Annotated in this window: 24 protein-coding genes; 9 read left to right on the top strand and 15 right to left on the bottom strand. The window is 37.4% G+C overall.

Translation table 11 applies throughout. The features are described 5' to 3' along the window. Nucleotides 1-96 precede the first annotated feature (96 nt). Nucleotides 97-771, top strand: a complete 675-nt coding sequence (rpiA, locus tag ACVWNY_RS11615; RefSeq protein WP_218326548.1) for a ribose-5-phosphate isomerase RpiA — start codon at nucleotides 97-99, stop codon at nucleotides 769-771. Between the two features lie 115 nt (nucleotides 772-886). Further along, nucleotides 887-1573, top strand: a complete 687-nt coding sequence (locus ACVWNY_RS11620; protein WP_218326550.1) for a 2,3-diphosphoglycerate-dependent phosphoglycerate mutase — start codon at nucleotides 887-889, stop codon at nucleotides 1571-1573. A gap of 140 nt (nucleotides 1574-1713) precedes the next feature. Here the strand turns inward: ACVWNY_RS11620 and ACVWNY_RS11625 are convergent, their stop codons facing one another. The 4 genes from ACVWNY_RS11625 to ACVWNY_RS11640 form a co-directional block, all read right to left on the bottom strand. Next, nucleotides 1714-2109: a VOC family protein gene (locus tag ACVWNY_RS11625; RefSeq protein ID WP_246601498.1), complete on the bottom strand. Its 396-nt coding sequence runs from the start codon at nucleotides 2107-2109 to the stop codon at nucleotides 1714-1716. Between the two features lie 76 nt (nucleotides 2110-2185). Next, complete coding sequence (udk, locus tag ACVWNY_RS11630) at nucleotides 2186-2812, bottom strand: uridine kinase (protein ID WP_218326552.1); 627 nt, start codon at nucleotides 2810-2812, stop codon at nucleotides 2186-2188. A gap of 67 nt (nucleotides 2813-2879) precedes the next feature. Beyond that, on the bottom strand, nucleotides 2880-3566 hold the full coding sequence (locus ACVWNY_RS11635; protein ID WP_218326553.1) for a YjjG family noncanonical pyrimidine nucleotidase: 687 nt from the start codon (nucleotides 3564-3566) through the stop codon (nucleotides 2880-2882). Nucleotides 3567-3575: 9 nt separating this feature from the next. Further along, complete coding sequence (locus ACVWNY_RS11640; RefSeq protein ID WP_454071404.1) at nucleotides 3576-4292, bottom strand: 16S rRNA pseudouridine(516) synthase; 717 nt, start codon at nucleotides 4290-4292, stop codon at nucleotides 3576-3578. Between the two features lie 335 nt (nucleotides 4293-4627). On the opposite strand from ACVWNY_RS11640, the gene ACVWNY_RS11645 reads away from it, so the two are divergent. The 3 genes from ACVWNY_RS11645 to ACVWNY_RS11655 all read left to right on the top strand — a co-directional run bounded on the left by ACVWNY_RS11645 (nucleotide 4628) and on the right by ACVWNY_RS11655 (nucleotide 7146). Continuing rightward, nucleotides 4628-5245, top strand: a complete 618-nt coding sequence (locus ACVWNY_RS11645) for a 50S ribosomal protein L25/general stress protein Ctc (RefSeq protein ID WP_218326555.1) — start codon at nucleotides 4628-4630, stop codon at nucleotides 5243-5245. A 214-nt stretch (nucleotides 5246-5459) separates the two neighbouring features. Beyond that, nucleotides 5460-5786 carry a DUF960 domain-containing protein gene (locus ACVWNY_RS11650; protein ID WP_218326556.1) on the top strand — a complete coding sequence of 109 codons (327 nt, stop codon included), beginning with the start codon at nucleotides 5460-5462 and terminating at the stop codon, nucleotides 5784-5786. 394 nt (nucleotides 5787-6180) lie between these two features. After that, the gene (locus tag ACVWNY_RS11655) at nucleotides 6181-7146 is read left to right on the top strand and encodes an ABC transporter substrate-binding protein (RefSeq protein WP_218326557.1); all 966 of its coding nucleotides are present in this window, start codon (nucleotides 6181-6183) and stop codon (nucleotides 7144-7146) included. Nucleotides 7147-7194: 48 nt separating this feature from the next. Here ACVWNY_RS11655 and ACVWNY_RS11660 read toward each other — a convergent pair whose 3' ends face one another. After that, entirely contained in the window at nucleotides 7195-7707 is a 513-nt protein-coding gene (locus ACVWNY_RS11660) for a ClbS/DfsB family four-helix bundle protein (protein WP_218326558.1), read from the bottom strand. A 13-nt stretch (nucleotides 7708-7720) separates the two neighbouring features. Next, the gene (locus ACVWNY_RS11665) at nucleotides 7721-8530 is read right to left on the bottom strand and encodes a MerR family transcriptional regulator (protein ID WP_454071405.1); all 810 of its coding nucleotides are present in this window, start codon (nucleotides 8528-8530) and stop codon (nucleotides 7721-7723) included. A 152-nt stretch (nucleotides 8531-8682) separates the two neighbouring features. On the opposite strand from ACVWNY_RS11665, the gene ACVWNY_RS11670 reads away from it, so the two are divergent. Then, on the top strand, nucleotides 8683-10071 hold the full coding sequence (locus ACVWNY_RS11670) for an MATE family efflux transporter (protein WP_218326562.1): 1389 nt from the start codon (nucleotides 8683-8685) through the stop codon (nucleotides 10069-10071). A 22-nt stretch (nucleotides 10072-10093) separates the two neighbouring features. Here ACVWNY_RS11670 and ACVWNY_RS11675 read toward each other — a convergent pair whose 3' ends face one another. From ACVWNY_RS11675 to rpsO, 3 genes are all read right to left on the bottom strand, one after another. Beyond that, nucleotides 10094-12094 (bottom strand): KUP/HAK/KT family potassium transporter, encoded by a 2001-nt coding sequence (locus ACVWNY_RS11675; RefSeq protein ID WP_490338465.1) that lies wholly within the window; start codon nucleotides 12092-12094, stop codon nucleotides 10094-10096. A 218-nt stretch (nucleotides 12095-12312) separates the two neighbouring features. After that, nucleotides 12313-14439, bottom strand: a complete 2127-nt coding sequence (gene pnp, locus ACVWNY_RS11680) for a polyribonucleotide nucleotidyltransferase (RefSeq protein WP_218326564.1) — start codon at nucleotides 14437-14439, stop codon at nucleotides 12313-12315. Nucleotides 14440-14773: 334 nt separating this feature from the next. After that, nucleotides 14774-15043 (bottom strand): 30S ribosomal protein S15, encoded by a 270-nt coding sequence (gene rpsO, locus ACVWNY_RS11685; RefSeq protein WP_218326566.1) that lies wholly within the window; start codon nucleotides 15041-15043, stop codon nucleotides 14774-14776. A gap of 237 nt (nucleotides 15044-15280) precedes the next feature. Between rpsO and def the strand changes: the two genes are divergently transcribed. Further along, nucleotides 15281-15844, top strand: a complete 564-nt coding sequence (def, locus tag ACVWNY_RS11690) for a peptide deformylase (protein WP_218326568.1) — start codon at nucleotides 15281-15283, stop codon at nucleotides 15842-15844. A gap of 119 nt (nucleotides 15845-15963) precedes the next feature. Here the strand turns inward: def and ACVWNY_RS11695 are convergent, their stop codons facing one another. Genes ACVWNY_RS11695 through ACVWNY_RS11715 form a run of 5 tightly spaced genes read right to left on the bottom strand, consistent with a single transcriptional unit; the run spans nucleotide 15964 to nucleotide 18919 of the window. Next, the gene (locus tag ACVWNY_RS11695) at nucleotides 15964-16386 is read right to left on the bottom strand and encodes a GNAT family N-acetyltransferase (RefSeq protein WP_218326570.1); all 423 of its coding nucleotides are present in this window, start codon (nucleotides 16384-16386) and stop codon (nucleotides 15964-15966) included. Beyond that, the gene (locus ACVWNY_RS11700; protein ID WP_425514617.1) at nucleotides 16379-16813 is read right to left on the bottom strand and encodes a GNAT family N-acetyltransferase; all 435 of its coding nucleotides are present in this window, start codon (nucleotides 16811-16813) and stop codon (nucleotides 16379-16381) included. The genes ACVWNY_RS11695 and ACVWNY_RS11700 overlap by 8 nt, the downstream gene beginning before the upstream one ends. Nucleotides 16814-16853: 40 nt before the next feature. Then, nucleotides 16854-17378 carry a transcription repressor NadR gene (locus tag ACVWNY_RS11705; protein ID WP_218326571.1) on the bottom strand — a complete coding sequence of 175 codons (525 nt, stop codon included), beginning with the start codon at nucleotides 17376-17378 and terminating at the stop codon, nucleotides 16854-16856. Further along, a complete protein-coding gene (locus tag ACVWNY_RS11710) occupies nucleotides 17378-18214 on the bottom strand; it encodes a chorismate mutase (RefSeq protein ID WP_218326573.1) in 837 nt (278 codons plus the stop codon). The genes ACVWNY_RS11705 and ACVWNY_RS11710 overlap by 1 nt, the downstream gene beginning before the upstream one ends. Nucleotides 18215-18226: 12 nt before the next feature. Continuing rightward, complete coding sequence (locus ACVWNY_RS11715) at nucleotides 18227-18919, bottom strand: NAD-dependent protein deacylase (RefSeq protein WP_218326575.1); 693 nt, start codon at nucleotides 18917-18919, stop codon at nucleotides 18227-18229. Nucleotides 18920-19316: 397 nt separating this feature from the next. On the opposite strand from ACVWNY_RS11715, the gene ACVWNY_RS11720 reads away from it, so the two are divergent. Together ACVWNY_RS11720 and ACVWNY_RS11725 are read left to right on the top strand one after the other, a co-directional pair. Next, nucleotides 19317-20915 carry an ABC transporter permease subunit gene (locus ACVWNY_RS11720; RefSeq protein ID WP_218326576.1) on the top strand — a complete coding sequence of 533 codons (1599 nt, stop codon included), beginning with the start codon at nucleotides 19317-19319 and terminating at the stop codon, nucleotides 20913-20915. A gap of 48 nt (nucleotides 20916-20963) precedes the next feature. Further along, complete coding sequence (locus ACVWNY_RS11725) at nucleotides 20964-21707, top strand: amino acid ABC transporter ATP-binding protein (RefSeq protein ID WP_218326577.1); 744 nt, start codon at nucleotides 20964-20966, stop codon at nucleotides 21705-21707. Between the two features lie 269 nt (nucleotides 21708-21976). Here the strand turns inward: ACVWNY_RS11725 and ACVWNY_RS11730 are convergent, their stop codons facing one another. Then, the gene (locus ACVWNY_RS11730; protein ID WP_218326578.1) at nucleotides 21977-22576 is read right to left on the bottom strand and encodes a TMEM175 family protein; all 600 of its coding nucleotides are present in this window, start codon (nucleotides 22574-22576) and stop codon (nucleotides 21977-21979) included. Nucleotides 22577-22678 lie beyond the last annotated feature (102 nt).

The following is a 22678-nucleotide window of genomic DNA, read 5'->3' on the forward strand; positions in this document are numbered from 1 at the left end:
AAAATATTTTTTTACTTGTTTAATGAAAGTATTCCTTTTTTTTTCATGTAACAGCGGTTACAATAAGGAAAACGTATAGAAAGTGGGATTTTTCAAATGAACTTGAAAGAATTAGTAGGCCTTGAAAGTGCCAAATATGTTAAGGACGGCATGATTGTCGGTTTAGGTACTGGCTCAACCGCCTATTACATGGTGAAAGAATTGGGACGTCGGGTTAAAGAAGAAGGTTTAAATATTATTGGTGTGGTTACTTCATTGAAAACAGAAGAACATGCTTTGGAGTTGGGAATTCCTTTAAAAGCCATCGATGATGTTGATCATGTTGACCTAGTAATTGACGGCGCTGATGAAATTAGTTCAGACTTTCATGGGATTAAAGGTGGCGGTGCCGCTCTTTTATTCGAAAAAATTGTCGCAACTTATTCTAATGAAGTCATTTGGATTGTTGACGAGAGTAAAGTGGTAGATCAATTGGGTAAATTTCCGTTACCAGTTGAAGTTGTTCCTTTTGGTAGTGAAAACTTATTCCGCCATTTTCAAGATAAGGGCTATCATCCTGGTTGGCGTCGGACAGAAAACGGTGAGATATTAACAACTGACGGTGGGCATTATATTATTGACTTAAATCTTGAAGTGATTGAAGATCCTCATGCTTTAGCAGATGAATTGGATCAGACAGTTGGCGTAGTCGAACATGGATTGTTCTTAGATATGATTGCTCGCGTGATTGTTGGTACACCTGACGGACCAAAAACAATTGAAGTCCCATAAAAACTTTTTTTAAATTTAAGTTGTTAAGATTAATAGCAAATTCACCAAAAAAATTGTACAATGTAGCGGTAGTATGAAAATTTCAGAAATAAATTACACAAGGAGAGATTTATCCATGCCAAAATTAGTATTTTCTCGTCACGGATTAAGCGAATGGAACAAATTAAATCAATTCACTGGTTGGGCAGATGTTGACTTAGCTCCAGAAGGTGTTGAAGAGGCAAAAGAAGGCGGACGTAAAATTAAAGAAGCGGGTATCGAATTTGATATTGCTTATACTTCAGTTTTAACTCGTGCCATCAAAACTTGTAACTATATTTTAGAAGAATCTGATCAACTTTGGGTTCCAACTGTTAAATCTTGGCGCTTAAACGAACGTCATTATGGTAAATTGCAAGGTCTTAACAAAAAAGAAACTGCTGAAAAATATGGTGATGAACAAGTACACATCTGGCGCCGTTCTTACGATGTATTACCTCCATTAATGGAAGCAACTGACGAAGGTTCTGCAGCAAACGATCGTCGTTACGCTGACTTAGATCCTCGTGACGTGCCGGGTGGCGAAAACTTAAAAGTTACTTTAGAAAGAGCTTTACCTTTCTGGCAAGATGAAATTGCTCCAGCTCTAAAAGACAACAAAACTGTTTTAGTAGCAGCTCACGGTAATTCATTACGCGCTTTAGCTAAACATATTGAAGGTATTTCTGATGAAGACATCATGGACTTAGAAATTCCAACTGGTCAACCTTTAGTTTATGAATTAAACGATGACTTAACAGTTGCTAAAAAATATTACCTATAAGATATTTTCTTAAACGATTCAGTCTTTTGGCTGAATCGTTTTTTTATAAAAAACACCTGACAATTTTGTAGCGACCTTAATAAGTTAGCTTTTTGATCTAACTCCTTTGAATCGTCACCTTTGTCAGGTGTTTCCTTTGATTAAACTTTCATCCAAATGGGCTGTAATTGATTACCATCTAAATCTTCTACTTCTAATTGATACAATTGTTCTTCAGAAAAACCTAATTCTAGGTGAAAAGTACTGCCGCCATTATCAGCAGCTAATTTTCCAAATTGTTTTACTTCCGCTACATTATCCATGCTAAAAGCAGTCATTGAAGTATTGTATTGTTTGGTATCAATCAATTTTTTTTCACCGATAAATTGTTGATAAAATTCGTGTGACAATAACATGACCCAGAAATTATCGTCCCACATCATAGCAGCTGATTGTTCGTTTTGCATGTCTTCATTCAATTTAAATCCCAACTTCTGATAAAAAGTGATAGATTTCTGTAAATCACTAACTGGAAAATTCGTAAAAACCATTGTCATAAGGGCACTTCCTTTTTGAAGTACTATCTCATGAATCAAAAATACAGTCAAAATAAAAAGCCGAGAATTCTCTCGACTAATCGTGATTTAGAAAGGTAGCTACTTTCGTTGCAATCAAATCAATCGCAACATGGTTTTCGCCGCCTTCTGGCACAATAATATCAGAATAGCGTTTGGTAGGTTCGATAAACTGGTGATACATTGGTTTGACGACACCTAAATATTGTCCAATGACTGAATCTAGTGTCCGTCCTCGTTCTTCCATGTCGCGTTTGATTCGGCGAATAATCCGAATATCGTCGTCTGTATCAACATAGATTTTAATGTCCATTAAATCTCGTAAACGTTCGTCCTCTAAAATTAAGATGCCTTCTAAGATAATGACTTCCTTCGGTTCTTCCACAATGGTTGCTTCCGAACGAGTATGGTTCACATAATCATAGACGGGAACTTCGATGGCTTCGTATTTCAATAATTTTTCTAAATGAGTGATTAATAAATCCGTATCAAAAGCAAAAGGATGGTCGTAGTTTGTCTTTAACCGCTCCTCAAAACTTAAATGACTTTGATCCTTGTAATAAGAATCGTGCTCCAACATCATGATGGAATGATCGGGAAAATGATTGTAAATTGCCCGACTGACGCTGGTCTTTCCACTACCTGATCCGCCGGTTACCCCGATGATAATTGGCCTTGTACTCATCTACTTAAAACCTCTTTCGTTTTTTTCATTCTATCTATTATAACGAAAATATAAAGAATTACTACTATCAATTCATGTCTAAAAGCGGATAAAGTTCTGTTAGGCGCGTAATTTCATAAGTTGGCTTAATTGTTTCAGCAGAGTCTTGCCAATTATTTAACCAAATTGTATCGATGCCTGCCATTTGTCCACCTTTAATATCAGAAGTTAATGAGTCGCCAATGATCACCGTTTTGGTTAAATCAATTTGTGGAATTTCATTAAATACGTGATCAAAAAAAGCTTTTTCTGGTTTGTGAGTACCTAATTCTTCAGAAATAAATACCTTTTTAAAATACGGTTCTAAGCCTGATTCACTTAGACGTTGCCGTTGGGTTGTCGAGACACCATTGGTCACAATGTAGAGTGCTTCAGTTTGACTTAATTTTTCTACGACAGTCAAACTGTCTGGCATTAAATCATGTCCGGCGTTTAATAATTGGCGGTAGCGATCTTCCGTTGCTGGACCGTTTATTTCTCGACCAATAGTTTTGAAGAAACGGCTAAAACGGGTAGCTAATAATTCTTCACGGGTAATTTTTCCTAATTCATAATCCCGCCAAAATCCTTGGTTCATCAATTTGTATGCCGCTTTATCTTGCGGTAAGTTTCTCACTTCTAACTCTGTAAATAATTGATTCAAGGCTTTTTCTTCAGTAGCTTTAAAATCTAACAATGTGTCATCGATATCAAATAATAATGTGTTGTATTTCATTTTTTCCCTCTATCTAAAATATATTTTTAATTGTTGTAACTCCTGCACAGTTAACTTGCGGTAATCGCCGGGTGCTAAATCAGCCGGCAAGACTAGAGGTCCCATCGCCACACGTTTTAAAGCTGTAACTTTTTTTCCACGTGCTAAAAACATCTTTTTGACTTGGTGAAACTTACCTTCTTGAATCGTTAATTCTACTTTACTGGACTTTTCAGTTGTTGCCAAAATTTTTAACTTTGCCGGCTGACAAACAATGCCGCCATCAAAAATAATCCCTTCAGCAAAAGCAGCAATATCAGCCTCAGTAACCCGCTCATTAATTTCTGCTTGATAGGTTTTACTCACTTTTAAGCCTGGCTGTAATAAATCATAGCCTAGTTGTCCATTATCCGTCAGCAATAATAAACCAGTAGTATCACGATCTAAGCGTCCCACTGGATAAAGCTCGGCTCTAAAATCTATCGGTGCCACCAACTCAGTAACTGTCTGAAATTGCCCATCTTTTTTAGCCGTCACTACACCGAATGGCTTATTTAACAAATAATAAACCTGCTGGGTGACTAATCTTTCTCCATCAACGATTATTTCATGCAGCTGGCTATCGACATTGCGAGCTGGATTACACTCAATTTGACCGTCAACTATAACTTTATGCATTAAAAACAAACGCTTCATTGCTTTACGAGTCGTCTGCAATTGTTCTTCTATAACTTTATCTAAACGCATGGGTCTTCCTTTTTTTGCTTTATTATAACTCTTTTTTTCTGGTTTAAAAAATAAAGTGAGTAATTTATCCTTGCAAAATACCTCAAAGTGTCCTAACATTAATTAATACGAAGAAATTAACTTTGTATCTTAAGTGAATCGACATAATTATGTCAAAGGTTTCTCATACACAGCGTAATGACCTGGTGGAGAAAGTTGAATTTAGACTTTTTTTAGGCAGCTGTAAAAAGCTGTCTTTTTGCGTTCTCGCAAAGCCAACGTGCTGAGAATAACCGTCACTTAAAAAATCTGTCTGACAAACCAGCAGGCAGTCTATTTTAAGGAGGAATTTGGTTATGGCAGTAACATTGAAAGTTGAAGAAAGAGCAACTCGTCCCCGTTCCCTACGTAACAAACTACGTCACGAAGGTAAGATCCCAGCAGTCGTTTATGGTTACCAAGTAGAAAGCACATCAATCTCAATTGATGAAGCTGAACTATCAAAAGCATTAAGAGAAAATGGTGGGAATACCGTTTTTGCTTTAGATTTAAACGGCAAAAAAATCAACACTTTATTACATGCGACACAATCTGATACTTTCACACGTGTATTAACTCACGCAGAATTCTTATCAGTAAATATGTCTGAAGAAACTGAAGTTGAAACTGAAATAAGCTTAGTCGGCGAAGCAGCTGGCGTGAAAGCTGGCGGTGTCTTGAACCAAACTTCATACACAGTTATTGTTTCAGCTACTCCAGCAAACTTACCAGAAAACATTGAAGTAGATATTACCAACTTAGAAATTGGCCAATCAATTACTGTTGCTGATCTACCTAAGGATGCAGACTACACTGTGGTTACTGATCCTGAAGAACAAATCGCAAACATCAGTGAAGCACAAGCAGCTGAAGAAGTTGATGCACCAGCAGAAGCAGCTGAACCAGAAGTTATCGGCGCAACAGAAGCTGAATAATTTAAAGTCCAAGCAGTTATCATTTTTGATAGCTGCTTTTTTTATATTTGGAAACCAAAAATTTGTTTTTTCTACTTAAACAGGATAAAATTAATCACTACATAAGTAATTTTTGCAGATGAAGGTACCCGTTCGTCTCATTCAGAATGGTATCCGCATTGAAAAATCTGATTAAATTTCTGGAAAAGAAATTTAATCCAAAGGAGGATACAAAATGTTTGAAACATTTGATTCTAATCGCAGCCGTTATGCCTCAGTCGGAGTTGTATCCAGTCTACCTGGCGAATTAATCGATAGTATCTGGTATATTATTGACTTAGACATCAAAGGCGTAATCCCTTTAAACAATATGCTTTCTTTTGGTGTAATTAATAATAATGGCCATGTCACGATGCATTTTTCGCAAGATGATGATAGTGTTGAGATGGGCGTCGACTTACCTTTTATGTATTCAACTGAATTTCCTAGTGAAGTATATGCTTACGATGATGGTACTAGACAAACCATTTTATTACCTAGCGAAATTCGCCAAAGAGGATAAAACAATTAGCCACGGCAACAGAAGTTTCATTCTGTTGTCGTTTTTCTGTGTTTAAAATTAAAATATTTCCATTTTTCTTATTTACATCTCATTTTTTATCATGTATACTAGTGAGCAATTACAAGTTGGAGGTCATTCTTATGACAAACAGAATCTACTCACAACTGAATAACCGCTTTTTCTTTAGCTTTTTTAGATAGGTTTGTATTCATCAAGATGGATGCAGACTACCGAAGTTTTGTATCTATCTATGATGGCTAAAGGATTTTAACGTACCACCAGCCACGTAGAAGAAATTCTAAATGGCTGAACATGTACGATCTATTCTCGTCGATTCATCACCCATTTAGTTTTTCTAAGTGGGTGATTTTTTTATGGAGAGGAAGAGAAGTATATGAAGAAGAAAATGTTAATGGGGTTAGGATTGTTAAGTTTATTAGTATTAGGAGCTTGTGGTCAAGGTGAAGCCGATGAAAAAAGCGAAGTTAAAAAAATCGGTATTTTACAAACTGTTGAGCACGGTTCTTTTGATGAATCACGGGAAGGCTTCATCCAAGGATTAGCTGAAAACGGCTATACAGAAGGTGAAAATCTAGAAATCGAATATCAAAATGCTCAAAGTAATCAAGGAAACTTACAAAGTATGAGCGAAAAATTAGTTTCCGACCAGCCTGATTTATTATTAGGTATCGGCACACCAGCTGGTCAAGGTTTAGCCACAGCAACACAAGATATTCCGACTTTAGTTACTGCTGTAACAGATTTAAAAACCGCAAAATTAGTGAAAAGTTACGACAAACCTGGTACCAACATTTCTGGAACTACTAATTTATCACCCATCAAAAAACAAATCGATCTATTGCTATCAGTCGTTCCTGATGCTAAGAAGATTGGCTTATTATACAATTCCGGTGAAGTGAACTCACAAGTGCAAATTGATGTCGCAACCGAATATTTAAAAGAATTGGGTATCGAAACTACTATCAAGACTGCATCAAATACCAACGATGTCCAACAAGCAACAGAATCTGTAGCCAATGATGCTGATGGTATTTACATCCCAACTGACAGTACTTTTGCCAGTGCGGCTGCCGTAGTTGGCGAAGTTGTTAAAGAGAAAAAAATTCCGTTAGTTGCCGGTTCCGTTGACCAAGTTAAAGAAGGCGGCTTAGTAACTTTAGGCGTAGATTATGTTTCATTAGGCTACCAAACAGGTGAAATGGCTGCAAAAATCTTAGATGGTGAAGCGAATCCTGAAGATATGCCAGTAGAGTCTGCTAAAGATTTAGCGTTCTATGTTAATAAAGACATGGCTGCGGCTTTAGGCATCGATCCTGAGAGTATCAAAGAACCAAAATAAACAAAAGCCAATGAAATCTTATTGAACAGATTTCATTGGCTTTATCTATTACTTAGCTAAAGTTTTTTTATACTGGCGAATTTTCTTCAAAGCCCATTCATAATGACTACTCATGGAAGACGCGCAATAACTACCTAACGAAGTGCTACCGGTCCAAGAAAAATATTTTTTGGTGAATAGTTCTTCTTCAGAAAAATTCGCTACCAAGTCCATCAACGCTTGGTGACTCTTCGACAGCATTTTCTTGGCATCCGCCAGTTCAGTCGTTTGGTGTTTTTCCCAAAAGACCAGATTCATTTCACCATAATTTTTCCAATTATAAGGAGCGGGTAAAAAGGGAACCACCTGCTCGCTCTTTTGATTCTCAGCAATGAAAGTCAACAATAATTGGTGCCATTCATAGAGATGAATTAGGACATCGCGAATATTACGATCGCGATCTTCGAATGGGAAAATGCCTACTTGCTCTGCTGGCGTCAGACTGTCAATCAAAGTAAATAGTTTGTCGTAATTCTCTTGAGAAAAGCTAAGTAATTCTGATTTTGTACGTGCTCTTGCCATTATTTTTCCTCCTTTATTTTAAAACGAGACAGGCTTCTGTCACCCATTTTTCTGGATCAGGCGTTTGCGCAGGGGAGACATGATTAGTATTAAACATCGGTCCAGCCATTTCGTAATCCTGGGTTTCCAACCAACGAGCCAATGCATTCATTACTTGTGGCATTTGTCCATAGGATCCTTGAAATGTTACCGAAGCTGTTTTTATGGCTGGAGCTACAAAAAATTTGACTTCTTCCATATCTGAATAGTCACCAACAACCGTACTTTGCAATTCTAAATCAATCTGTTGATCTTGGTATTCTTCGTCGTGATAGATACTAATCCCCACCGGCGGTGAACTAAATTGAACTTTTTGAGCTTCAGCAGCTGCTCCAAGTGTTTGCCACAATTCGCTTTCACCGCTGGCATCTGCAATGACTTTTCGAATACTCATGACTTTACGAGCGGGTAATTCTTTTAAGACCACATGGTAATCTAGTAAGTTTTGACGGTCATCCAACTCTGCTTGAATTTGAGCCAAACTATCTTTTTGCTGGGTAATGACTGCTAATTCCTCTGCCAACTCTTGCTGTCGGGTGTATAAATATTTCTCAAGATCAACCGGATTTTCTTGGTTTAAAATTTCCTTGATTAAAGCCAGCGAAAAACCAAATGACTGGAGCTTCTTGATTTTATTGACGGTGGTTAATTGTTCTGCCTGATAATAACGATAGTTATTATCAGGATCAATTTTAGCGGGTTTCAATAAATCCATTTTTTCATAATGACGTAACATACGACTACTGGTTCCTGACAGTTTTGAAAATTGTTTAATCTTAAACATTACGCTTCCCCCTTTGTTTATTCTATTGTAAACGTTGACACTGTGTTAATGTCAATTAATTTTCAAAAACTTTTTCATAACCCTTGCATTCAGAAAAGTCTGTGGTAATATCAGTAGAACCAAAAATGATTTCACTCAAAAAGGAGTAGATAATGAAAGATCTTACCCATAGCAATCCTGCCAAATTAATCTTATTTTTTGCTTTACCTTTGCTGGTAGGAAATATTTTCCAACAGTTCTACAGTATGGTGGATATGATAATTGTCGGACAAACATTAGGCAAAGATGCATTGGCTGCAGTTGGCGCTACCGGATCGGTAAACTTTTTGATTATTGGTTTTGCTCAAGGCTTAACGGCAGGGCTTTCGATTATTACAGCCCAGCGTTTTGGGGCCAAAGATCCGTTAGCTGTTCGGAAAAGTTTTGCTACGTCGGTGATTATTAGTCTGATCGTGACCGTAGTTTTAACCGCTTTAAGCTTAATCTTTTTACGGCCCTTATTATTGCTTATGCAGACGCCGGTAGAAATTATTGACCAGGCGCAACAATTTATTTCTATTATTTTAGCCGGAATTTTTGCGGCAATGGCTTTTAACTTACTGTCTAATATGATTCGTGCTTTAGGTGACAGCCGCACCCCACTATTTTTCTTAGCGATTGCAGTAGTGGTGAATGTTGTATTGGATTTAATTTTTATTATTCATTTTCATATGGGCGTAGCCGGTGCAGGTTTTGCCACTGTGATTGCCCAAGTTTTTGCAAGTTTAATGTGTGTGGTTTACATCAAAAGGAAAATCCCCTTGTTACAAATTAGTCGCAAACATTTTACTTGGGATAAAGAAGAAATTCGAATCCATTTAAATTCTGCTTTACCGATGGGTTTTCAATCATCAATTATTGCTATCGGAGCAGTTATTTTACAATCAGCTTTAAATAGTTTAGGTACGAATGTCGTAGCGGCTCAAGCTACAGCTAGTCGAATTGACCAGTTTGCGATTTTACCAATGATGTCTTTTGGAATTACAATGGCGACTTTTACTGCACAAAACTTTGGCGCAAAAAAATATGATCGTATTTTATTAGGCGTGAAACAATGTTTGATAATGACCATTGGCTTTAGTATTTTTGCTGGTTTAGGCGTGATTTTCTTTGGAGATCATTTAGTTAATTTATTTGTCGCCCGTAGTGAAGTCAAAGTTTTCCAATTAGCCCAAATCTATTTTAATATTAGTGGTTCTCTTTATTGGATTTTAGCGATTCTCTTTGTTTTACGTTATACCTTACAAGGCTTGGGACAAGCGAAAGTACCGACAATTGCTGGAATTATGGAGTTGATAATGCGCTCTTTTGCTGCTCTAATTTTAACACCATTATTTGGTTATACTGGTGCTGCTTTTGCACCTCCGCTAGCTTGGATGGGTTCAGTAGCTGTTTTACTAGCTTCTTATTTTAAAGCCATGCGTCATTTAAAAAAATTAGATCAAGAACAAAATCAAGAACATGCTGAAAAACAAATAATGCACAGTCTTTCTGAAGAATAATCAGAGAGACTGTGCATCTTTTTTATGTCCGTTCTTTCAACCAAGTTTTGCGCGCTTGACCTAAAACCAACGGTACTGTTTCGTAAGTAACATCACTATATTCAATTCCAAACCAACGTTCTGGTGAAACGGCATAACGTTTAATTGCTAAACGAGCCTGCATAATTTGTCGATCCCATTTTGGAATATTGGTTACCGTCGATAATTCTTCTTGAATCAAGACAAATCGGAAATCCCCCACTTGGCGTCCTGGTGTCAAGGAATAATGTTGTGGTTGTTTATCTAAGCGCCCTTGTCTCATTAAATCATGGATAATTTGTCGCAAGTAAACATTCACATCTTGAGAGATTCTAAAGCCTAGATACAATTTCACTTGGACAATAAAATCTGTACCCATCATATCAATACTATATTCTCTAGTATAAGGTTCATCGGTTACTTCCACATTAACAAACCAGTAAACTTTTGCCCGCTTCAAACGCTTATCTAAAATCGAATAAATAAATTGATTGCCAATCTGATCATTTTCTAATTTTGGTACCATGAAAACGACATTGGTTTGGTAATATGGAATACGTTTATCATCTTTCAATTCTTGTAATTGCGGTAAGTAATCTTTTAACGAAACCTCTTCGGCATTGTTTTCTTGAATTTGATTACTACGATGCCAGATATACATTACCATTAAAATTATACCTGCCATACCAACAGCAACAAAACCACCGTGGAAAAACTTAGTAATACTAGAAATAAAGAAGAAGCCTTCCAGAGTACCAAAGAAAACAATCATTAAATAAGACAATAAACGAGAAACATTTTTTTGCCGCATATAATGATACAACAAGAAAGTTGTCATTAACATTGTTACTGTAATCGATAGACCATATGCCGCTTCCATGTGACTAGAAGTTCTAAAGGTCACTACAATCAACGAACAAGCCAACCATAAAATCAAATTAATCGCTGGAATATACATCTGTCCGATCGACGAGCCGGGATACATAATTTTTAAACGAGGTAATAATTTTAATTTGATCGCTTCAGAGACTAAGGTAAAAGATCCAGAAATCAAGGCCTGAGAGGCGATAATTGCCGCAATCGTCGCAAAAACAACCCCGAAAATAATCCAACCATCTGGTAGAATTTGGAAAAATGGATTTAATTCTTCTACTTGATAAAGATTCACATTTCCTTTTGAATGAATCATCCAAGCCGCTTGACCAGCATAATTTAAAGTCAAACACGCCATCACGTATGGCCAACTAAAACGAATATTTTTCTTGCCTACATGTCCCATATCTGAATACAGAGCTTCCGCACCCGTAGTTGCTAGAAAAATACTACCTAAAATAAAGATGCCGGCTTTGTTATCCGGGCTAAACAATAAATGAAGAGCATAATAAGGATTGATGGCTTTAACCACGGAAAAATCATACGGAATATTCATCAAGCCCATCACGCCTAAAAAAGTGAACCATAACAACATAATCGGTCCAAAAGCACGACCTACCAATTCAGTTCCAAAACGTTGAATAAAGAATAAGACCAATAAAATCACCAAAGTAATCACGACAATAATATTTTGATCCATCCCGAAGTGCGCCGAAAATTCTGGAATTCCCCGCAAACCTTCAATCGCTGTCGTGACTGTTACTGCTGGTGTTAAGACACCATCGGCCAACAAAGCGGCGCCACCAATCATAGCAGGTACAATTAAATATTTTCCGCCTTTTCTAACCAAAGCATAGAGAGAGAAGATCCCACCTTCACCATGGTTATCTGCATTCAAAGCAATAATCACGTATTTTACAGTCGTTAATAACATGACTGTCCAAAAGACTAGTGAAACAACACCAATTACGAAGTCATTGGTGACACTACCAAGGCCGCCCTGTTCATTTAAAATTGCTTTCATTACATAGAGTGGGCTCGTTCCAATATCACCGTATACCACACCCATCGCAATCAAAAGTCCCGCAACGGAAAGCTTTTTCTTCTGGCTATGATTTGTTTTCTCCAAAATAATCTTCCTCCTCGATTATAAAAAAAGACCTAAACAAACAGCAGGCTGCTTGTTTAGGTCTTGCAAATTGCTCCTCTAGACCAGTGTGGTAATCACACTTGATATTGTTGATCTAAAAGCATAGTCAAAACTATGTCGCTACTCCCCTAAAACACAATGTATTATCACCGTAATTTTGCCATTTGTCAAAGAAAATTAAGCGATATGAGAGAATATTCTTATTTGTCTTCTTTCTTCTCTTCGTCTTTTTCTAATAAGACTTTACGAGAAGCATTCACACGGCCTTGACGGTCGATTTCTGTGACTTTCACTAAGACTTCATCGCCAAGTTTCACCACATCTTCAACTTTACCAACTCGCTCGTTTGCCAGTTGAGAAATATGAACCAAAGCATCTTTGCCTTTAATCAAGTTCACGAAGGCGCCAAATTTTTCAATGCGGACAACTTTACCTAAGTATACTTCGCCAACTTTAACTTCTTTAGTTAATTCTTCAATGATCTTGATGGCTTTTTTAATCATATCAGCATCAGCTGAAGCGATACTTACATTACCTTCTTGATCGATATCAATTTTCACGCCAGTTTCTTCGATGATGCCGTTAATTGTGTCGCCACCTTTACCGATAACATCTTTGATTTTGGCTGGATCAATTTTGATCATTTCAATCTTCGGTGCATATGGGCTTAACTCTTTACGAGGTTCAGCAATTGTTTCAGTTAACACTTCTAAAATTTCAAAACGAGCTTTTTTCGCTTGGTCCAAAGCTTCTTTTAAGATTTGTTCCGTGATTCCTTGGATTTTAATATCCATTTGTAAGGCTGTAATTCCGTCTTTTGTTCCAGCAACTTTAAAGTCCATGTCGCCTAAGTGATCTTCTAAACCTTGAATATCAGTCAAGATTGTATAATTTTCACCATCAGAAACAAGTCCCATCGCAATTCCGGCAACTGGTGCTTTAATCGGCACACCAGCATCCATTAAAGCCAAAGTCCCAGCTGAAATACTTGCTTGCGAAGAAGAACCATTTGATTCTAAAACTTCCGCCACTAAACGAATAGTATAAGGGAAATCCTCTTCACTTGGAATTACTTGTGCCAACGCACGTTCACCTAAAGCACCGTGACCAATTTCACGACGACCAGGGGAGCCAGCTCGACCAGTTGAACCCACTGAAAATTGTGGGAAATTATAATGATGGATGAATCGTTTACTATCTTCCACACCTAAGCCATCAATAATTTGATGCTCACCTAATGGTGCTAAAGTAGCAGCTGATAATGCTTGAGTTTGTCCGCGGGTAAATAAACCAGAACCGTGAACCCGTGGTAATAAACCAACTTCTGCATCTAAAGCACGAATTTCATCTAGTTTACGACCATCAGGACGAATTTTGTCGATCGTGATTAATTCACGCACAACATCTTTTTCAAGGTCTTCAGCAATTTGTTTCACTTCTTTTGCCAATGATTCTACATCTTCAGCTTCTGCAAATTTTTCTGCATAAACTTCGATAACTGTTTCTTTGACTTTATGAATTTCATCTTCACGAGCTAATTTTTCTTCTGTTAATACAGCCGTTTTCATTGTTTGGTAATACTCGTCGAAGATTTCTTTTTTCAATTCAGGATTGACTTGTAATAAATCAATTTCCATTTTTTCTTGACCAACAGCAGCTACGATTTCGCTTTGGAAAGCAACCATTTCTTTAATCGCTTCAAAACCAAATAATAATGCGCCAAGCATATCTTCTTCTGAAGCTTCTTTAGCACCAGATTCCACCATGTTGATGGCTTTTTTAGTACCAGCTACGGTTAAATCAATATCAGATGCAGCCGCTTGATCCGTTGTTGGATTCAAGACATACTCACCATCGACACGACCTACTTCAACACCAGCAATCGGACCTTCAAAAGGAATGTCAGAAATTGCTAAAGCTAAAGATGAACCAAACATCGCTGCCATGGCTGGAGAGTTATCTTGCTCCACACTCATTACAATATTGGTTACTTGGACTTCATTACGGAATCCTTCTGCGAACATTGGACGAATCGGACGGTCAATTAAACGCGCAGTTAATGTCGCATCGGTACTTGGACGACCTTCACGTTTGATAAATCCACCAGGAATTTTACCAACTGCATACATTTTTTCTTCATAGTTAATCGTTAATGGGAAAAAGTCGAAGTTCTTCGCTTCTTTTGAGGCAACTGCGGCACTCAAAACGACTGTATCCCCATAACGTACTAAGACAGCACCGTTGGCTTGTTTTGCTAGTTGGCCAACTTCAACTTCCAAGGGACGTCCGCCCCAAGTTGTTTTAAAAACTTGTTTTTCTGATGACATGTATTTCTCCTTTTTTTCCTTCTGCACTCATGGGATCTACTAAACAAATGGAAACGGCGAAACTTTCGCGACTTTCATTTGGTTAGTAGAAGTTCGATCATCAGTGAAAGGATGTTTATATTTTGATTCTTCTACAATAGAAGAAAAATGGTCTTTTTAAAATTGGCTTCATTATAATGAAATAGGTGCCAGTTCTTCTTGGCGTTTCTCCGCCTTAGTAGAATGGTATCCGTTTGAAAATCAGATTAATTTTTCTTTGAAAAATTATTACTTTAATAATGAAATAGGAGCGAAACAATAAAAATTATTGCTTCCACTCCTAATTGGCTTAAAATTAACGACGTAGTCCTAAGCGTTGGATTAATTCGCGGTAACGTTGAACGTCAGTTTTACGTAAGTAAGCTAACAAGTTACGACGATGACCAACTTTTTTCATCAAACCACGGTAAGAATGGTGGTCTTTCTTGTGGACACGTGCGTGTTCATTCAAATGATTAATTTCTGCCGTCAATACAGCGATTTGTACTTCTGGAGAACCAGTGTCTCCTTCATGGCGTGCATATTCACTGATGATTTCGTTTTTGCGTTCTTTTGAAAATGCCATGTTTTTCACCTCTTTCTGATTTTTTCCTATGACTGAGTAAAACGTTGGTGAATCGTCCAACCAAGTGATAGGCAGCGGTGCTTTCGCACACTCTAATACTTTACTTGATTTAATATGAAAATGCAAGCTAGTGCCCAATGGAATCAACATTTTTCCCCTATAAAAAGAAGTTTTTGGCGCCGATTCAGTTTTGTGCTAAACTAGATTGGTGAAAAACATTCGAGAGGAGTCAGATCCATGATTACAATGGATGATATTATTAGAGAAGGCCATCCTACCTTAAGAGCGGTAGCCAAAGAAATTCCACTTCCACCTAGTGAAGAAGAAATAAAACTAGGAGCGGAAATGATCCAATTTCTAAAAAATAGCCAAGATCCAGAAAAATCTAAAGAAATGCATTTACGCGGTGGCGTTGGTTTAGCCGCACCACAGCTAGATATTTCTAAAAGAATCATTGCTGTCCATGTACCCAGCATCGACCCCGAAAAATCAGAGGACGAACTCAGTGTTGTGATGTATAATCCAAAAATCTTGAGCCATTCTGTCCAAGAAGCAGCTCTAGGTGAAGGCGAAGGCTGTCTATCTGTTGACCGTGAAGTACCCGGATATGTGGTACGTCCAGCCAGAATTACCCTAACTTATTTTGACGAACAAGGGGAAAAACATAAAATTCGCTTAAAAAATTATCAAGCCATCGTGGTACAGCATGAAATTGATCATTTGAATGGCGTAATGTTCTATGACCACATCAACGAAAAGAATCCATTAAGCATTAAAGATGGCGTCTTGATTATTGAATAGTAAGAAACGACCGAGCCGACTCGGTCGTTTTTTTGTAACAACCTTTTATCGATTTTTCGTTTAATAAATAGCCACCACAACAAAAAAACACCTCACTTTCAATAATGAGGTGTGTTAAACTATTTCTCCCATTGCATCGACCATTCTGGTTCACCGGTTACTTCGTCTATTTGCTTTTCAATCTTTTGGAATCCTTCACGCAAATAAAAATCGATTGCTCTTTGATTTTTTTGATAAACATTCAGTAATAATTGTGAATGCTTTTGCTTCATTTCATTTAATAATTGCTGACCGATTCCTTCACTACGATGTTCTTTATCGACAAATATCCCAGCCAAATAATCTTCCTGTACACCTACAAAGCCAAGGACTTCATCTGCTTGACGATAGATATAAACTTCCGATTCTTTCAATGTGCTCTTTACGTCATCAAACTTGTTCCACCAATAAACTGCTGGGATATAATTATGGACAGCCAGATTACTTTCCAACCAAATAGTCATCACCGCCGTCATATATTCTGCATTCAAAAGTTCAATCATTTAAAATTAACTCCAAATGAGGAATACCATCCTCTAAATATATATCTGATACAATCTCAAAACCAAACGACTGATAGAATTTTTTCAAGTAGGCCTGTCCTGAAATTTGGATCTTTCTATCGGGAAAACGTTTTTTGGTTTCTTCAATCGCAGCTGCTACTATTTTTTTGCCCCATTTTTCACCGCGATAAGCTTTAACTACTAAGACCCGACCAAAAGTTACATGATCTTCTTTTTCGATGATACGGGCATAAGCCTTTAATTTACCTTCATCCTTCAACAAAACATGCCACGCTACCGCATCATATTCATCCACTTCTTGATATGGACATTCTTGTTCCACGACAAAAACGGCTACCCGTTCTTGAAAGATTTCAATTAATTCTGTTTGTGCCATTTCAGTCGCTTTTTTCACTTCAATCTCCACTACTTTTCCCCTCTTCTCCAATCAGTAAAAACGATAAAAATTAATGTTCCTTTGCTTCATATAAAATACCAACTTTTTTTAACGCAGCTTTAATTTTTTCCAAATCTTCAGCTTCTTTGTAAGCAATTGTATGCAGGTGAATCCCTGACGTTAATTCAGATAACAGACTGGCATTTGATTTTTCATATTCCGTTATAAAATCAACTACTTCAGCTTGATTTTCGATATGCAATTGTCCAGTTAATTCACCATATAAAGGATGTTCTACGATGACATCAATAATCTCGCCACCATTTTCAACAATCGTTTGTAATTCAAGTGCTGTTTCTTGTCGTGTGTGTTGAACAACAATTTTACTGACTTTTTTTTCGTTTATCCCTGCAATTAAATAGCCGCGAGCAGTCGCAATCACCTCGACACCACTGGCTCGCAATAAAGCGACATCCCCTACAACAATTTGACGGCTGACGCCAAATTCTTTTGCGAAAGCACTAGCCGAGATCGGCTTTTCTGTATCTTGTAGAGCTGTTAAGATTTTTTCTCTTCGTTCTGGACCGCTTAACATTATTTATCACCTAATTTTTTTCTTTGATAATCTTTCGATTGTTCCATGATTGCTTTGAAAGTTTCAATGATAGGGACTTGAAAATCTGGATTTTCAATTTTTTGAGCAATTTTTTCTAAAACAATTGCTTCACGGCTGCTATCAAATACAGCTTGACCACTTTCTGCTTTTGCTTCTGTCACAAGAGAAACAGCCGCCATCCGTTTTTCTAACAACTGCACAAGTTGCTGATCAACTGTATCAATTTGTTTGCGTGCTTCTGCTAACAAATCAGTTGTTTTTTCTTCTTCAATTGTTTTAATCACTCCTGCAGGATTTCCACCGAGCACCACATTATCGCCAAATGATTTTGTTACTACACTACCGGCAGCCACCACGACATTATCCCCTAATGTAACCCCTGGAACAATCACAACGCCCCCGCCAAGCCAAGCATTGTCACCAATCGTAATCGGTTTGCCTAATTCAAGCCCACTGTTACGTTTGCCAGGTTTCAATGGATGAGAGGCCGTGTATAATTGAACGTTGGGACCAAACATACAATTATTACCGATTGTAATCGGACAAATATCTAATAAAATACTATTATAGTTCGTATAGAAATTCTCGCCAACGAAAATATTGTAGCCATAATCAAAATTGATATTCGGTTCAATATATACCCGTTCACCAGTTTTTCCAAAAGCTTCTTTAACTAATTCTTCTCGTGCTCGTTTATCCTCTGTTTGACTGATTGCTTGGGCTAATTTTTTGGCGATAGCTCGGTCGGCTACTAATTCTGCATCTGAAGCAAAATATAATTGACCAGCAATCATCTTTTCTTTTTCCGTTACCATAATTCTCTCCCTTTATAATTTTTCAAACACCGTTACGCCATCGGCTTCCACAAAGTCATGAATCATCGGAATATGCAGTGCTGTTTGATTAATTATTAATATTTCAGTTGTTTTTTTCTTATCATAAATTAAATCACAAAATGGATGAACTTGAAAGCTAGTTCCAACAATTACAATTAAATCAGCATTGAAGACCGCTTGTTTAGCATCCATCATCGTTTCTTCAGTAAAACCTTCGCCATATAAAACAATTTTAGGCCGAATTTGTCCGCCGCACTCCTCATGCTGATCTGTCTGTAAATACTTTTGCCAAGGAATGGTTTGCCCACATTTACGACAGTAACAATCATATAAAGAACCGTGGAAATTGATGAGTTGCCGACTGCCTGCTGCTTGATGTAAGCCGTCAATATTTTGCGAAACCACCCAAACCTCTTTTGTCTGTGCTAGCTCCGCCATTTTTTGATGAATTACATTGGGTTTTGCCTCAGGATGATAGATCTTTTTGACAAAATCATGGAATTTAGCTGGCTCCTTGATCATACATTGATGACTCAATAAATACTCTGGCGAAGAAAGTCCTTGATACACTCCTTTTAAGGAACGATAATCGGGTACACCAGATGGAGTGGAAACACCAGCACCCGTTAAAAAAGTCAGCTTATCTGCTTGCAATATTTTTTTTGCAGCCGTTTGACTGTCCATAATAATCACCTCATTATCTATTTTATTATAAACGAAATAACAATTTATCGGCCAGAGTGATTGACATTTGTTTAGTAAGATTATAGACTAGTAGCCATACTAACTGAATACGAGATACCTCATACAATGAGGTAGAGGTCGCGAAACTTATTAACCCTATGGAGCGGATAGACGCATTGAAATAGGTCTAGGATGTTTTCGCCGAAATGTACGAAGAATCTACTCACTTCGTATGTTGGGACGCAAGCTAACGTACTTGCGGACTGTCTTAGCATCGAGCTAAGTTGCGCTATGTTTTTGTGAGAGGAACATCTTCTTATATTTGCAGGCGGCCTTTAACTTTTTGGCGGCTTTTTTTGTTGGGCTCATCTCGTAGCTTTAAGGAAAGGGAGAAAATATGAAAAAAAGAATAACATTATTTGCCTTTGTTGCTATGTTTTTAAGTTTAATCATTTTACCAAATGTAACCCATGCAGATGCACAAACACCTGAAGGAGAATTGCGGGTCGGCATGGAAGCTGGTTACGCACCTTTTAACTGGACACAAAATAATGATAGTAAAGGTGCCGTAAAAATTCAAGGTGATGACTCCTACGCTGGCGGTTACGATGTCCAAATGGCGAAAAAAATTGCCGATAAGATGAATCGCAAACTAGTGATTGTCAAAACTGAATGGGATGGTCTACTACCGGCTTTACAATCTGGCAAAATTGACGCTATCATCGCAGGGATGTCCCCAACTGCTGAACGTTCCAAAGAAATTGATTTTTCTGATTCATATTACACATCACAGCTAGTAATCGTTACCCGAAATGATACAAAATATGCCCAAGCAACTTCATTAGAAGATTTTAAAGATGCCAAAATTACTGCTCAGCTGGGAACTTTCCATTATGATGTAGTGGACCAAATTCCAGATGTGAACAAGCAAGAAGCGATGGATAATTTTCCAGCTATGCGTGTGGCTTTAGAATCTGGCGTTATTGACGGCTATGTCAGCGAACGACCTGAAGGCGTAACTGCGGAAAGTGTCAATCCTGAATTACACATGGTAGAATTTTCTGCTGCCAATGGTTTCCAAACCAATCCAGAAGATACACAAGTCTCTGTCGGAATGCGTAAAGGTGATTCAGAAATTGCGCAAGTCAATCAAATTTTAGCTGAAATTCCTGAAGATGAACGGGTTGAAATAATGGATCAAGCCATCAAAGATCAACCAGCAGCTGAAGAAGTAGCGACTAATTCATCCGGTAAAAAAGAAAATGTTTTTGTCCGAATCTTACGTCAAAATGGCGGTATGTTCTTACGGGGAACTGGTGTCACTTTACTCTTAGCGATTGTTGGTACAACAGTTGGTACCTTGATCGGATTACTAGTCGGTGTCTTCCGGACATTGCCAGAAGCTAAAAACAAATTAAATCGTTTCTTCCAAAAATTATTTGGCTGGTTACTAAGTGCCTATATCGAGATTTTCCGAGGCACCCCAATGATCGTTCAATCTGCCGTGATTTATTACGGAATTGCTATGGCTTTTGGTATTGATTTGAATCGAATTGCTGCTGCTTTATTTATTGTTTCCATTAATACTGGAGCTTACATGTCTGAAATTGTACGTGGAGGAATTTTCTCTGTCGACAATGGACAATTTGAAGCAGCTCACGCTATCGGTATGACTCACGGTCAAACCATGCGCAAAGTTGTTTTACCACAAGTATTGCGAAATATTTTACCAGCAACTGGTAATGAGTTAGTTATCAATATTAAAGATACTTCAGTTTTAAGTATCATTTCAGTAACCGAATTATTCTTCCAAGGTAAAAGTGCTGCCGGAACCAACTACCTGTTCTTCCAAACGTACTTTATCATCTGTGTCATTTATTTTGTTCTAACTTTCAGTGCAACACGTCTATTGCGCTTAGTTGAAAAGAAAATGGATGGTCCTGATGCTTATACTCGCTTAGAAGATACTGATGTTGCCATCGAAGCAGATAAATAGGTCGTTGTTTAAGAAATTTATTACATTAATATGAAGTAGGAGGTTCTTATGAGTAGTATTATCGAAATTGAACATCTAAATAAAAAATTTGGCGATAATGAAGTCTTAAAAGATATCAGCATAACTGTTAACAAAGGAGAAGTTGTGACCATCATCGGCGCTTCTGGCTCTGGTAAAAGTACTTTCTTACGCTGTATCAATTTACTAGAAACACCCACCAGTGGTGCAATTATTTATAATGGCGAAAACGTCCTAGCACCTGGTTATAACTTACCAAAATATCGCACACATCTAGGGATGGTATTCCAAAGCTTTAATTTGTTCAACAATATGAATGTTTTACAAAATTGTATGACGGGTCAAATGACAGTCCTAGGACGAAAAGAAAATGAAGCTAAAGAAATTGCCATTGAAAACTTGAATAAAGTTGGGATGGGCCGCTTTATTGATGCGCGTCCTGCGCAATTATCTGGTGGCCAAAAGCAGCGGGTAGCCATTGCCCGCGCATTATCAATGAATCCAGAGGTGATGTTGTTTGACGAACCTACCTCTGCGCTAGATCCGGAAATGGTCGGCGATGTCTTGAGTATTATGCAAGATTTAGCTGGATCAGGGTTAACAATGGTCATTGTGACCCACGAAATGGCTTTCGCCAAAGAAGTTTCTGATCGGGTAATCTTTATGGATAAAGGTGTTATCGCTGAAGAAGGTACCTCAGAAGACATTTTTGTTCATCCGAAAGAAGCTCGTACTAAAGAATTTCTACATCGCGTACTACATCCGGAACCATAAACAATAAATAAACTAAAAACTGACGACATTCGATTAAGATCGAATGTCGTCAGTTTTTCTTTTGTTCCCTGTTTAATCATTAAATTTTTGAAGTATATTGCGCAATTGTCGTGTTTTTCCATAATTATAAAATAAAGATTGAGTCATAAAATGGGAACTAATTGAAGTCAAATAAGTAAAAATGACCTTATTTATTTTTTCGAGAAAATGCTGATTTAAAAGTCTTTATTCGTTATTTTTTGCTTTAAAAAACTACATTTTCCGACTCTTTATGATTTAAAAAATAACCCTCGAACTTTTTGAAAATACTTGTTTGCGGTGCGATATGAAACAATCCAAATTGCCGATACGAAAAAACGTCCAATCATTCCTAATGGCGGATAAAAAAACACTCCTACCAGAATAATAAGATTAATAATCATCGATATTTGGCTACGACGATCACGAGATAAAACGATGGCCACATGACTATTTGGGTCATTAGCTTTGACCACTCTTTTTGAAAGTACTCCATAGGAAAAACTCCACATCATGTAGACAACAACGTAGAAAAATTCAGGCCAAAAGCGATTTGGATTGCGGCCAACCCAACTAGTCACTGCTGGACACAAAGTCAGCCAAAATAGCCAAAAAATATTGGCCCAAATGACGGAATAATTTATTTTTTCGGCCATCTGCATCATCCGATGATGGTTCACCCAAATAACAGCTACAAAAATAAAACTGACCGTATATGCTAATAAAGTATTACTAATATTTAATATTGAGTAAAGAGATGGTGAATCAGGAATTTGAATATCTAACACTAAAACAGTTAAAACTATCGCTACCACACCATCTGTAAATGCCTCTAGACGGGCTTTTGTCATCGGTTCATCTTCTTTCTTAAAATTACAAAGTCACAATTCCATTTTTTTTATCAGAATATTACTGATAATTCATTATTCTATAAGTGTTAAACAAGACAGTTT

The sequence above is a fragment of the Enterococcus sp. JNUCC 77 genome (genome assembly GCF_054819945.1).

What these genes read in the sequence shown, in the direction of transcription:
- rpiA (WP_218326548.1), top strand. Translation starts at nt 97, where the DNA reads ATGAACTTGAAAGAATTAGTAGGCCTTGAAAGTGCCAAATATGTTAAG.
- ACVWNY_RS11620 (WP_218326550.1), top strand. Translation starts at nt 887, where the DNA reads ATGCCAAAATTAGTATTTTCTCGTCACGGATTAAGCGAATGGAACAAA.
- ACVWNY_RS11625 (WP_246601498.1), bottom strand. Translation starts at nt 2,109, where the DNA reads ATGACAATGGTTTTTACGAATTTTCCAGTTAGTGATTTACAGAAATCT.
- udk (WP_218326552.1), bottom strand. Translation starts at nt 2,812, where the DNA reads ATGAGTACAAGGCCAATTATCATCGGGGTAACCGGCGGATCAGGTAGT.
- ACVWNY_RS11635 (WP_218326553.1), bottom strand. Translation starts at nt 3,566, where the DNA reads ATGAAATACAACACATTATTATTTGATATCGATGACACATTGTTAGAT.
- ACVWNY_RS11640 (WP_454071404.1), bottom strand. Translation starts at nt 4,292, where the DNA reads ATGCGTTTAGATAAAGTTATAGAAGAACAATTGCAGACGACTCGTAAA.
- ACVWNY_RS11645 (WP_218326555.1), top strand. Translation starts at nt 4,628, where the DNA reads ATGGCAGTAACATTGAAAGTTGAAGAAAGAGCAACTCGTCCCCGTTCC.
- ACVWNY_RS11650 (WP_218326556.1), top strand. Translation starts at nt 5,460, where the DNA reads ATGTTTGAAACATTTGATTCTAATCGCAGCCGTTATGCCTCAGTCGGA.
- ACVWNY_RS11655 (WP_218326557.1), top strand. Translation starts at nt 6,181, where the DNA reads ATGAAGAAGAAAATGTTAATGGGGTTAGGATTGTTAAGTTTATTAGTA.
- ACVWNY_RS11660 (WP_218326558.1), bottom strand. Translation starts at nt 7,707, where the DNA reads ATGGCAAGAGCACGTACAAAATCAGAATTACTTAGCTTTTCTCAAGAG.
- ACVWNY_RS11665 (WP_454071405.1), bottom strand. Translation starts at nt 8,530, where the DNA reads ATGTTTAAGATTAAACAATTTTCAAAACTGTCAGGAACCAGTAGTCGT.
- ACVWNY_RS11670 (WP_218326562.1), top strand. Translation starts at nt 8,683, where the DNA reads ATGAAAGATCTTACCCATAGCAATCCTGCCAAATTAATCTTATTTTTT.
- pnp (WP_218326564.1), bottom strand. Translation starts at nt 14,439, where the DNA reads ATGTCATCAGAAAAACAAGTTTTTAAAACAACTTGGGGCGGACGTCCC.
- rpsO (WP_218326566.1), bottom strand. Translation starts at nt 15,043, where the DNA reads ATGGCATTTTCAAAAGAACGCAAAAACGAAATCATCAGTGAATATGCA.
- def (WP_218326568.1), top strand. Translation starts at nt 15,281, where the DNA reads ATGATTACAATGGATGATATTATTAGAGAAGGCCATCCTACCTTAAGA.
- ACVWNY_RS11695 (WP_218326570.1), bottom strand. Translation starts at nt 16,386, where the DNA reads ATGATTGAACTTTTGAATGCAGAATATATGACGGCGGTGATGACTATT.
- ACVWNY_RS11705 (WP_218326571.1), bottom strand. Translation starts at nt 17,378, where the DNA reads ATGTTAAGCGGTCCAGAACGAAGAGAAAAAATCTTAACAGCTCTACAA.
- ACVWNY_RS11710 (WP_218326573.1), bottom strand. Translation starts at nt 18,214, where the DNA reads ATGGTAACGGAAAAAGAAAAGATGATTGCTGGTCAATTATATTTTGCT.
- ACVWNY_RS11715 (WP_218326575.1), bottom strand. Translation starts at nt 18,919, where the DNA reads ATGGACAGTCAAACGGCTGCAAAAAAAATATTGCAAGCAGATAAGCTG.
- ACVWNY_RS11720 (WP_218326576.1), top strand. Translation starts at nt 19,317, where the DNA reads ATGAAAAAAAGAATAACATTATTTGCCTTTGTTGCTATGTTTTTAAGT.
- ACVWNY_RS11725 (WP_218326577.1), top strand. Translation starts at nt 20,964, where the DNA reads ATGAGTAGTATTATCGAAATTGAACATCTAAATAAAAAATTTGGCGAT.
- ACVWNY_RS11730 (WP_218326578.1), bottom strand. Translation starts at nt 22,576, where the DNA reads ATGACAAAAGCCCGTCTAGAGGCATTTACAGATGGTGTGGTAGCGATA.